The sequence below is a fragment of the Chitinimonas sp. genome (assembly GCF_036568685.1).
In the GTDB taxonomy this organism is placed as follows: domain Bacteria; phylum Pseudomonadota; class Gammaproteobacteria; order Burkholderiales; family Chitinimonadaceae; genus Chitinimonas.
The window spans coordinates 40,258-49,653 of record NZ_DATCSC010000093.1 but is presented as its reverse complement, the minus strand read 5'-3'; the positions used below and the strand labels follow the sequence as shown (position 1 = coordinate 49,653).

At 65.2% G+C, this 9,396-nt stretch carries 9 protein-coding genes; 5 read left to right on the top strand and 4 right to left on the bottom strand.

The genetic code is table 11. From position 1 onward, the window contains the following. Together VIM95_RS13835 and VIM95_RS13830 are read left to right on the top strand one after the other, a co-directional pair. On the top strand, positions 1–379 hold a 379-nt coding region (locus VIM95_RS13835; protein WP_331986607.1), incomplete at its 5' end, for a hypothetical protein. Positions 380–404: 25 nt separating this feature from the next. Next, complete coding sequence (locus VIM95_RS13830) at positions 405–1,547, top strand: alkene reductase (RefSeq protein WP_331986605.1); 1,143 nt, start codon at positions 405–407, stop codon at positions 1,545–1,547. On the opposite strand, the gene VIM95_RS13825 is transcribed toward VIM95_RS13830, so the two are convergent. Continuing rightward, positions 1,506–2,411 carry a LysR family transcriptional regulator gene (locus VIM95_RS13825; RefSeq protein WP_331986603.1) on the bottom strand — a complete coding sequence of 302 codons (906 nt, stop codon included), beginning with the start codon at positions 2,409–2,411 and terminating at the stop codon, positions 1,506–1,508. The genes VIM95_RS13830 and VIM95_RS13825 overlap by 42 nt on opposite strands. A gap of 184 nt (positions 2,412–2,595) precedes the next feature. On the opposite strand from VIM95_RS13825, the gene VIM95_RS13820 reads away from it, so the two are divergent. Both VIM95_RS13820 and VIM95_RS13815 read left to right on the top strand, forming a co-directional pair. Next, on the top strand, positions 2,596–3,786 hold the full coding sequence (locus tag VIM95_RS13820; RefSeq protein WP_331986601.1) for a YbfB/YjiJ family MFS transporter: 1,191 nt from the start codon (positions 2,596–2,598) through the stop codon (positions 3,784–3,786). Next, the gene (locus tag VIM95_RS13815) at positions 3,783–4,178 is read left to right on the top strand and encodes a cupin domain-containing protein (RefSeq protein ID WP_331986599.1); all 396 of its coding nucleotides are present in this window, start codon (positions 3,783–3,785) and stop codon (positions 4,176–4,178) included. The genes VIM95_RS13820 and VIM95_RS13815 overlap by 4 nt, the downstream gene beginning before the upstream one ends. 2 nt (positions 4,179–4,180) lie before the next feature. On the opposite strand, the gene VIM95_RS13810 is transcribed toward VIM95_RS13815, so the two are convergent. Beyond that, positions 4,181–5,647, bottom strand: coding sequence for an HD domain-containing phosphohydrolase (locus VIM95_RS13810; RefSeq protein WP_331986597.1), 1,467 nt, complete (start codon positions 5,645–5,647; stop codon positions 4,181–4,183). Positions 5,648–5,782: 135 nt separating this feature from the next. Here VIM95_RS13810 and VIM95_RS13805 point away from each other — a divergent pair, with 135 nt between their 5' ends. Further along, positions 5,783–6,556 (top strand): alpha/beta hydrolase, encoded by a 774-nt coding sequence (locus VIM95_RS13805; RefSeq protein ID WP_331986595.1) that lies wholly within the window; start codon positions 5,783–5,785, stop codon positions 6,554–6,556. 78 nt (positions 6,557–6,634) lie between these two features. On the opposite strand, the gene VIM95_RS13800 is transcribed toward VIM95_RS13805, so the two are convergent. Together VIM95_RS13800 and VIM95_RS13795 are read right to left on the bottom strand one after the other, a co-directional pair. After that, positions 6,635–8,221: a S10 family peptidase gene (locus VIM95_RS13800; protein ID WP_331986593.1), complete on the bottom strand. Its 1,587-nt coding sequence runs from the start codon at positions 8,219–8,221 to the stop codon at positions 6,635–6,637. Between the two features lie 128 nt (positions 8,222–8,349). Further along, positions 8,350–9,318 carry a LysR substrate-binding domain-containing protein gene (locus VIM95_RS13795; protein WP_331986591.1) on the bottom strand — a complete coding sequence of 323 codons (969 nt, stop codon included), beginning with the start codon at positions 9,316–9,318 and terminating at the stop codon, positions 8,350–8,352. Between the last annotated feature and the right edge of the window lie 78 nt (positions 9,319–9,396).

Genomic DNA, 9,396 nt, shown 5'->3' with positions numbered 1-9,396 from the left:
CGTCCGCTTCTTCGGCGACGTGATGGGCTGGCAACCGGGCTACCGGCCAGCCTTTCCCTTCCCCGGCAGCTGGCTCTACGAGGGCGAGCAGGCCCTGCTGCACATCCTGCCGGTAGCGGGCGACAAGCCCGAAGCACGGCTGGCCCACCTGGCCTTCCGCAGCGATGAACCGGCCCAGGCCATACTGGAGCGCTTGCGCCATAGCGGCATGGCCCACCAGGTCCGTGCCCACCCAGATAGACCCGTCGCACAGATCTTCGTGGCCTTGCCCGGCGGCCTGGTGCTGGAGCTGGAAGCGCCGCTGGACGGCCCGCTACCCGAAATCCGCGCCTACGACGCCAACCCGAAACTGATGCTAGGTACTTACGCCAAGCGCTGAATTCCAAAACTGACAGGACTGCACCATGACCACCCAATCCCCGCTGTTCACCCCCATCGAGCTGGCCGGCCTTAGCCTGCCGCACCGCGTGGTCATGGCCCCCATGACCCGCGCCCGCAGCACCCAGCCGGGCGACGTACCCAATGCCATGAACGCCCGCCACTATGCCCAGCGTGCCTCGGCGGCGCTTATCGTCAGCGAGGCCAGTCAGGTCTCGCCGCAGGGTAAGGGCTACTCCTTCACCCCAGGCATCTATAGCGATGAACAAATTGCCGGCTGGCGCAAGGTGACCGACGCCGTCCACGCCGCCGGTGGCCGCATCTTCCTGCAGCTCTGGCACGTGGGCCGTATGTCCCACCCGGACTTCCACGGTGGCGCGCTGCCGGTCGCTCCCTCGGCCGTTCCTTTCGATGGCCAGATCTGGCGTGTGAACCCCACCACTGGCCAGGGGGAAATGGTGAACTGCCCCACGCCGCGCGCTTTGAGCCGCGAAGAGATTGCCGGCGTGATCGAGGACTTCCGCAAGGGGGCACGTAATGCCATCACTGCCGGTTTTGACGGTGTCGAGATCCACGGCGCCAACGGCTATATCGTGGACCAGTTCCTGCGTACCACCTCCAACGTCCGCGACGACGAGTACGGTGGCTCGCGCGAGAACCGCCTGCGCTTTTTGAAGGAATTGCTTACTGCGGTGGCCGATGAGGTCGGCGCTGCACGCACCGCCATCCGCCTCGCCCCATTCCTGACTGCGCGCGGCATGGCCTGCCCGGACATCCTGCCCACCATCCTGGAGGCGGCCGAATTCCTCAATGCCAAGGGCGTGGCCTATATCCACCTGGTCGAGGCCGACTGGGACGACGCACCGCAGTTTACCGAGTCCTTCCGCCAGGACCTGCGTGCCCGCTTCAGCCGTCCCATCATCGTGGCAGGCCACTACGACCAGGCCAAGGCTGAGTGGGTGCTGGGCAAGGGTTATGCCGATCTGGTCGCCTTTGGCCGTCCCTTCGTGGCCAACCCGGACCTGCCGCGCCGCCTGGCTGAAGGCCTTCCCCTGGCCGACTTTGACGGTGCCAGCCTGTTTGGGGGCGATGAGCGTGGCTACAACGACTACCCGGCCTGGCAGCCTTCAGCCGAGGTCGGTGGCGAGCTCGCCGAAGCGAGCCTGTAGGAAGTCGATCAGTAGCCGCACACGTGGCGGCTGGAAGCGGCTGCGGTGGTAGAGCACATTGAGCGGCGTACTCTCGGTGAAGTAATCATCCAGCACGGTTTCCAGCCGTCCCTCGCGTAGATCGTCGGCCACGTCGAGGATGGATTTATAGGCGTAGCCATAGCCCTGCAGCGCCCACTTGCGGATGATCTCGCCGTCGTTGCTCTCCTGGTATTGGCTCAGTCGCACGCTCTTGGCGCTACTGCCTTCGCGGTAGCGCCATTCGTTCATGGCGCCAGCGGCGGTAACCAGGACCACGCAGGGCAGCTGCGCCAGGTCGGCCGGCTTGGCGGGCCTGCCCAGTTGGTCGGCCAGCCAGGGGGCCACGCAGACCACGCGCCGGTTGGGTGCCAGTGGCCGGGCCACCATGGCGCTGTCCGGTGGCTGGCCATAGCGGACAGCGAGGTCGATGTCATCCGCCACCAGGTTGGCCGTGCTGTCGCTCAGATGCAGCGCAAAGCGTACCTCGGGGTAGTGCTGGCGGAAGTCGTCCAGATACTGCTGCAGCAGGTTGCGACCCAGATCAGACGGGGCCGAGATGCGCACAGTACCCTGTACCCGCTGTTGCCCGGCCTGCAATGCCTGCTCCGCTTCGGCCATCAGCTCCAGCGCCTGCTGGCTGTAGTCACGGTAGAGCTGGCCTTCTTCGGTCAGCCGCAGCTGGCGAGTAGTGCGCTCAAACAGCCGCGCCCCCAATGCCGCCTCCAGGCGTTGGATGGCCGCACTCGCCGCCGCGGGCGAGAGGCCTTGCTTGCGTCCCGCGGCCGAGAAGCTGCCCAACGCCGCAGCATCGACAAATAGCCGCATATCACCCAGCCGGTCCATTGCCATCACCACCCCTTATCTGTTTGTTTGGCAAGATAATATCGCCAAATAGGCAGGGATTTAATGGATAGATGGGAAATTCTCTCACCGACCCTGGTCAGGCTCGCGCCAGCCAACTGCGGATGGAGATGCAACCGCACGCGCCAGCACGCATAATCGGTCCACCACCATCAAATCCGCCACCATGCCGCCAGCTGCAGCCATCCGCCACCCACTGCTGATCGCCTGCTTTCTCTCGCTGGGGCCGGCACTATCGCTAGGGCTGGCGCGCTTTGCCTATGCCTTGCTGCTGCCCAGCATGCGCGGTGATCTGCATTTGAGCTTTGCCAGCGCAGGCGCGCTCAATACCGCCAATGCGGCCGGTTACCTGATCGGTGCCATCGCCAGCGTGGGCTGGGCCCACCGGCTGGGTGCGCGCAAGGTCTTCCTCTGGGGTTGCATGCTCACCGTCGCCAGCCTGGCGCTATGCGGCATTACCCGTAGCTATGCCTTGCTGCTGGCACTGCGCCTCGCAGCCGGGGTGAGCAGCGCCATGGTGTTCAGTATCGGTGGAGTGCTCGCCAGCAAGCTCGCCAGCCAGCACGCCGAGCGGGCAGGGCTGGTACTGGGTCTCTACTACAGTGGCACCGGGCTGGGCATCGTGCTCTCGGCCTGCCTCATGCCCTGGCTGCTGGAGGGCGGTGGCAGCCATTGGCAGTGGGCATGGTTTGCGCTGGCCGTGCTGGGCAGCCTGGCTACCTTGCTGGTATGGCGGCCCAGCGGCCAGATCACTATTGCGGCCAGTACCCAGGGTGCCCACCACCGCTGGCCCTTCAAACCCTTTATACCGGCGCTGCTGGGCTACTTCTGCTTTGGCCTGGGCTATATCGGCTACATGACCTTCAATGTCGCCCTACTCAAGCAGCAGGGCGCCAGCGGCGGGCAGATCACCCTGTTCTTCAGCCTCCTCGGCCTGGCGGTCTGCCTGTCCTCGCGGCTTTGGGCCAGCCTGTTGGACCGCTACCGCAACGGCCGCCCCTTGGCCACGCTCAACCTGCTTGTGGGTATCGCCAGCGTGCTGCCTACGCTCAATCCAAGCTTCGCCTTGGCCTTGCTATCGGGCGTGTTGTTCGGCGCCTGCTTCCTCTCGGTTGTGGCCTCCACCACTGCGCTGGTACGCCACAACCTGCCGCAAGACCACTGGCCCGCCGGCATTGCGCTCTTCACCTCCACCTTCGCCCTGGGCCAGATCATCGGCCCCACCGCCGTGGGCTGGTTGTCAGACGGAGCCGGGCTGGAGAAAGGCCTGCTGGGCTCGGGCCTGGCCCTGCTGCTCGGCGCGGTGCTGGCTTGGTGGCAGCCGGCTTTGGCGTTACCCAGGAAAGAGAGTGTATGAACAACTACGCGGACCGCATGTTGCCCACACAGCCAGACGCAATTGCTCCGGACGGTTGCGATGTACGCGTACTGTTGGCCTTGCAGGGAGGCAGCATGGCGCACTTCTCCCTGGCGCCGGGCCAGGTTTCCCGTGCCGTGGTTCACCGTACGGTGGAAGAGATCTGGTACGTATTGTCTGGTGAAGGTGAAATGTGGCGCCGGCAGGGTGAGCACGAGAGCGTGCTGCCATTGGCGGCGGGCTGTTGTCTGACTATTCCCTTGGGTACCCGCTTTCAGTTCCGTGCCGTGGGTAGTGAAGCGCTGACCGCGGTAGCGATCACCATGCCGCCTTGGCCGGGGGAGGGGGAGGCGGAAATAGTGACAGGGGGCTGGGTGCAGGCAGCGGGTTGAGCCTACAGCACCCCCAACGTAAACGCCTTCAAGGTCGCCGCCGCCCGGGTTGAGCATTCCAGCTTGCGGAAGATGCTTTCCACATGGGTACGCACGGTGCTGGGACTGATGGCCAGGGCGCGGGCGACTTCCTTATTGCTTTCGCCCAGACTGATCCGCCGCAGCACATCGGTCTCCCGGTCCGACAAGACGCTCTGCGCACGCGCTGCCTGGCGGCTGGGCTGACCGCCAATCTCGACCAACAGGGCATCCACGATGACCGGGTCTAACCGTCCTTTGGTGGCCTCGGCTTGCAGCAGTTCGGTCGCGGTTTCCGCGCTAAGTGCCTCGCGCCAGGGGCGGCGGGCGCAGAGGGCGGTCCAGGCGGCGGCCACGGCCAGCACTCGCCGCTCGGTGGGGATAGCGGCGGCATCCAGGCTGCGGAAGTAGCCGCTGCCATCCAGCCGTTCATATACATAGGAAGCGAGCTCGGCCTCTGCCGTGAGGCTAGGGGTGTGCTGGGCGGCGCGGCGGGTCCAGTAGGGCACCAGCCGTACTCGCTCCCAGTCGGCTGAGGCGAGCGGCCCGGCGGTATTCCAGAGTGCATTGGGCAGCGCAGCGCGGCCTATGCCGTGGATCAGCCCGGCACGGTAGATGCACTGGCCCTTGGTTGCATCCAGCCCCAGCCGGGCAGCCAGGGCCTGCGCCAGGCTGGCGGTCTGGCGCGAGTAGCCGGCCATCCAGGGCAGCTTGAGGTCGATCACGTCAGCGATCAATTCGAGCGCCACTTCCTGCCCACGCAGGGTGGCGTCGGGTTCGATGAGGCGGCCTTCTGCATCCAGTACCCTCAGTTGCTCCAGCCAGTCGGCGGCATGTTGCGTTGCCAAATCCGCGAGGGCTTGCGGGTAGATGCGCCCGGCACGGCCGGCAATCATTTGCAGCGCACGCTCCAACCCATGGGCGCGGCTCAGTATCTCCAGGTCGCTGGCCAGTGCGGCCACGTAGACCGTATCCGGTACCGCCTCACCGCGCAGATGGTCGGGTTGGCCGCCACCGTCGTAGTGCTCAAAAACATGGCGCAGGCTGCGCTCCACCTGGCTGCCCAGTGCCAGCATGCGGGCAATGTCGCCGGCTACCTCGCAATGGATCTGCGCCATCTCGGGCATCTGCGCCTTCACCTCCTCACTCAACGGCGGCAGGGTCAGCGCCATCAGTTGCTCGCGGGCGGCTACGTCGTCGCCCAGCAGCTCGCCTATGCCGGCCGCGTTGGCGGTACAGCCGGACCAGCGCAGCAGCGAGACGAGCTGGGCTGCCATGGCGTCCTGCGCACTACCGCCGGCAGCGCGGGCCAACGCGGCGGCCAACCAGCCGGTACGCGGCGACTGGTCGGTGGCGCGGCCCATGCTGAGGTCGCCGATAAAGGCCAGTGCCAGGATGGCATCGTAGACGGGAACGGTAGCGGTACTGGGGGGAGGGGTGGTGGCTGGCATGCGAATAGCGGTCGGCCCGGTCTGGACTTTGGTTGGCGGCAGCATCGGTCATCCGACCGATATTCGCAAGCAGGGACGGTCAGCATACTTCGTCCCGTCAAACAACACCGCACCTCAACCTCAAGGAGCTTCATCATGAACAAGCGCACTCTGCTCTCCGCCGCCATCGGCGCCTTCGGTCTGGTAGCCGGCTTTGCTCACGCAGCCGAGCCCGCCAAGCAAGACACCCCCTCGGTCGTGATCGTCCACGGCGCCTTTGCCGATGGTTCCGACTGGGCCAAGGTCATCCCCTTCCTGCAAGCCAAGGGCATCAAGGTCACCGCCGTACAGAACAGCCTGGATTCGCTGGCCAGCGACGTGGCGACCACCAAGCGCGTGATCGCCAGCCAGACCGGCCGTGTTGTGCTGGTCGGCCACTCCTGGGGTGGCACCGTGATCACCGAGGCCGGTACTGACGACAAGGTCAAGGCCCTGGTCTACGTGGCTGCCTTCGCCCCCAGCGCCGGTGAAGCGGTCGCCGACCTGGGCCAGCAATACCCGAAGCCTGAAGGCCTCAATCACCTGGTACCGGACCAAGGCGGCTACCTGTCGCTGACCGCCGAGGGCATGAGCAAGTACTTCGCTCAAGACCTGAGCAAGGAACAGACCGCCGTGATGACCGCCACCCAAGGCCCGATCCAGGCCAAGGCCTTTGGCGAGAAGGTGACCAACACCGCCTGGAGCACCAAGCCGTCCTGGTACATCGTGGCCGAGAAGGACCTGATGATCCGCCCGGAACTGGAGCGCGACTTTGCCAAGAAGATCGGCGCCAAGACCACCAGCCTGCCCACCAGCCACGTGCCGCAGCAATCGCGCCCGGCTGATGTGGCCAAGGTGATCCTGGATGCCGTCCAGACCGTGGCCAAGTAAGCACGGACATGCAAAAGCCCCCGCTCAATGGCGGGGGCTTTTGCATTGGCAGTCCGCTTGCGTTGCTGAAGATAACTGTCAACCGCGGGTCTTCTCCACAAAGCCAGACACATCCTCATGCAGCTTCTTCAAGGACGGCAGGTGCACATAGATCATGTGCCCGGCCGGGTAGGCGATGGACTGGATATTGCCGCGCAGCTCTGGGGGGATAGGCAGGTGACGCAGCTCATAGCGGGCGGCAGCATAGGGCGTGGCCAGGTCGTAGTAGCCGGCCAGGTTCAGCACCTTGAGGTGCGGGTTGCGCTTCATGGCCAGCGCCAGGTCGGGCATCACATTGGTGGGGCCGGCAAAGTCCATGAAGGGCGTACGGTGGCGGTAGTCCCAGCTGCGCCAGAGGTCGATCACCGGCTTGAAGGCCTGGCCGTCGCCAAACTTCAGGGTCTTGCGCACATATTCGTTGTAGGCGGCGACATAGGCGGGGCCGATAGCGGTGTCGGCCGGGTCGTAGAAGGCCTCCTTGTCCAGCCGGTCCACGCTGGTACCGGCAAAACGGGTATCGAAGCGGCCGGTGGTCAGGCCACGGGCGTCCTGCGCATGCTGGCTGAAGCCCCCACCGTTGATGCGCAGATTGGCTTTCTCGATGTACTCGACCGGCAGTCCGGTATAGCCATGCAGGCGCTCGGCCATGGCACGCTGCTCCGCCGCGGGCAGGTCCGGCCCGGCGATCAGCGCGCGCAGGTAATCGCCCTCGGCAAAGCGGCTCACCTCGGCCAGGAAAGGCTCCAGCTCGGCCGGCTGCTGCGGCAGGGTCTTGTGGTACCAGGCGGTGGCCGCATAGGTCGGTAGCGCCAGCGCGTAAGCGAGCTCGTGGCCAGGATTGAGCTGCGGTATGTCTGCGCTTTGGTCGAAGTCCAACACCTGCGAGAGCAGGATTACGCCGTTCACGTCGATGTTGTGCTCGGCCTGCAGCAGTTGTACCAGCACGGCCGAGCGGGTGGTGCCATAGCTCTCGCCAAACAGGTACTTGGGCGAGTTCCAGCGGCCGTACTTGACCAGGAACTGGTTGATGAAGCGGGCGAAGGTACGGGCGTCGGCATCCACGCCGTAGAAGGCCTTCTCCTTGTCCTTACCCTGGATGCGGCTGAAGCCGGTACCGGGGGCGTCGATGAACACGAGGTCGGCCGCGTCGAGCAGGCTGTATTCGTTGTTCACCAGTTGGTAGGGCGCCGGGGCGGTGTGCTTGTCGTTGCCGGTCTGCACCCGCACCGGGCCAAAGCCGCCCATATGCAGCCACAGGCTGGCCGAGCCAGGCCCGCCGTTGTAGAGGAACATGACAGGCCGCTTGGCAGTATCGGCCCCGCGGCGGAAGTAGGCCACATAGGCCAGGCTGGCCTGCGGCGCCTCCTTCACATCCTTGGCTTCCAGGTCTTCCTTGTCCTTCTCGCTCACCTGCAGCGTACCTGCCACTGCTTGGTAGGCAATGGCCTTGCCGCCTATGGTCACGCTGCCCTCACTGCTCGCATCCTTGGGCGGCACATAAGGTAGTACTTCCGGGGCAGCATCGGGCTTGCGGGCCGGTTCGTCCGCCAGGGCGGGCAGGGTGCTGAGGCAGGATAGTGCAACAAGGCAGGAGCGGAGCAGCAGAGCAGCGAACAACTTGGACATGGTTTCCCCTGTGTGGCCTGGCTACGGCCCGGTTGTGGGGCGCGCGTAGCGTGTTCGGAATGCCTGGCAGCTTAGCGAGGCTAAGCTGGTTTGGCATCCTTCATTTGGAGTAGGGGCGACTGGGGCCCTTAAGTTGTTGCGCTGGCCAACTCTGCCTGCAGCCAGTCACCAAAAGCCTGCACCTTGGGCAAGTCCTGTTTATCTTTGCGGCAAAGCAGCCAGTGCGCGCGTTGGTCGGTGGTCACGACGCTACCCAGCTGGACCAGGCGGCCGGCGGCGAGGTCGTCGGCAACCAGTATCCGCGGTGCTAGCGCCACACCACGGCCGGCTATGGCGGCTTCGATGGCGAGGTGGGTGACACTGTAGAGCGGCCCTGCCTCGGCAGCGGCGTGCAGGGCCGGGTTGCTGAGAGCGGTCTGGGCCAGCCATTGGGTCCAGATATTGTCTGGCCTGCGGCGGCCTGGCGTGGCAGCCGTTGGTGGTAACGCCACACGCAGCAGCTTGATCTGGGTGGTAGCGTCGACCAGCGTCAACTCCCTGGGTAGGCTGGCCTGGAGTGCAGGGCTGCAGACGGGGACCAGTAAGTCGCCCGCGCTCAACGGGAGCGCGTGCAGGCCGGGGAAGGGCGGCAAGGCGTAGCGCAGGGCAATGTCTATGCTGGCGTCGTTGTTCAGGTCCACCAGTGTGTCGGACGAAGCCAGCCTGAGGTCGATCTCGGGGTGCTGTTCATAAAAACGGTGCAGCCGTGGAGCCAACCAGCGGGAAGCAAAAGAGGGGACGGAGCTGATGCTCAGCACATCGCGCTGCCGCCGCTCCAGCGGGGCTGCAGTGGCAAGGGCGACATCCAGCCGGGCGAAGGCGCCACACACCACCTCAGCCAGTGCGCTGCCCTTGTCGGTAAGCCGGACAGCCCGGTTGAGCCGCTGGAACAGCGCCACACCCAGGTAGTCTTCCAGCGCCTGGATCTGGTGGCTTATCGCCGCTGGTGTGACGTAAAGCTCGGCGGCAGCAGCCTTGAAGCTGCCCAGGCGCGCGGCAGACTCAAAAGCGCGTAGCGCACCGAGCGGCGCGTTGCTGATGGAGACCGGGTTGACCATTGCTTCAGTTTAGCTGGGCTAACTTGAAGCGTACAAGCCATCGTTTGTCGGGCATCGTGCCGCATCCTTATTCTGCCG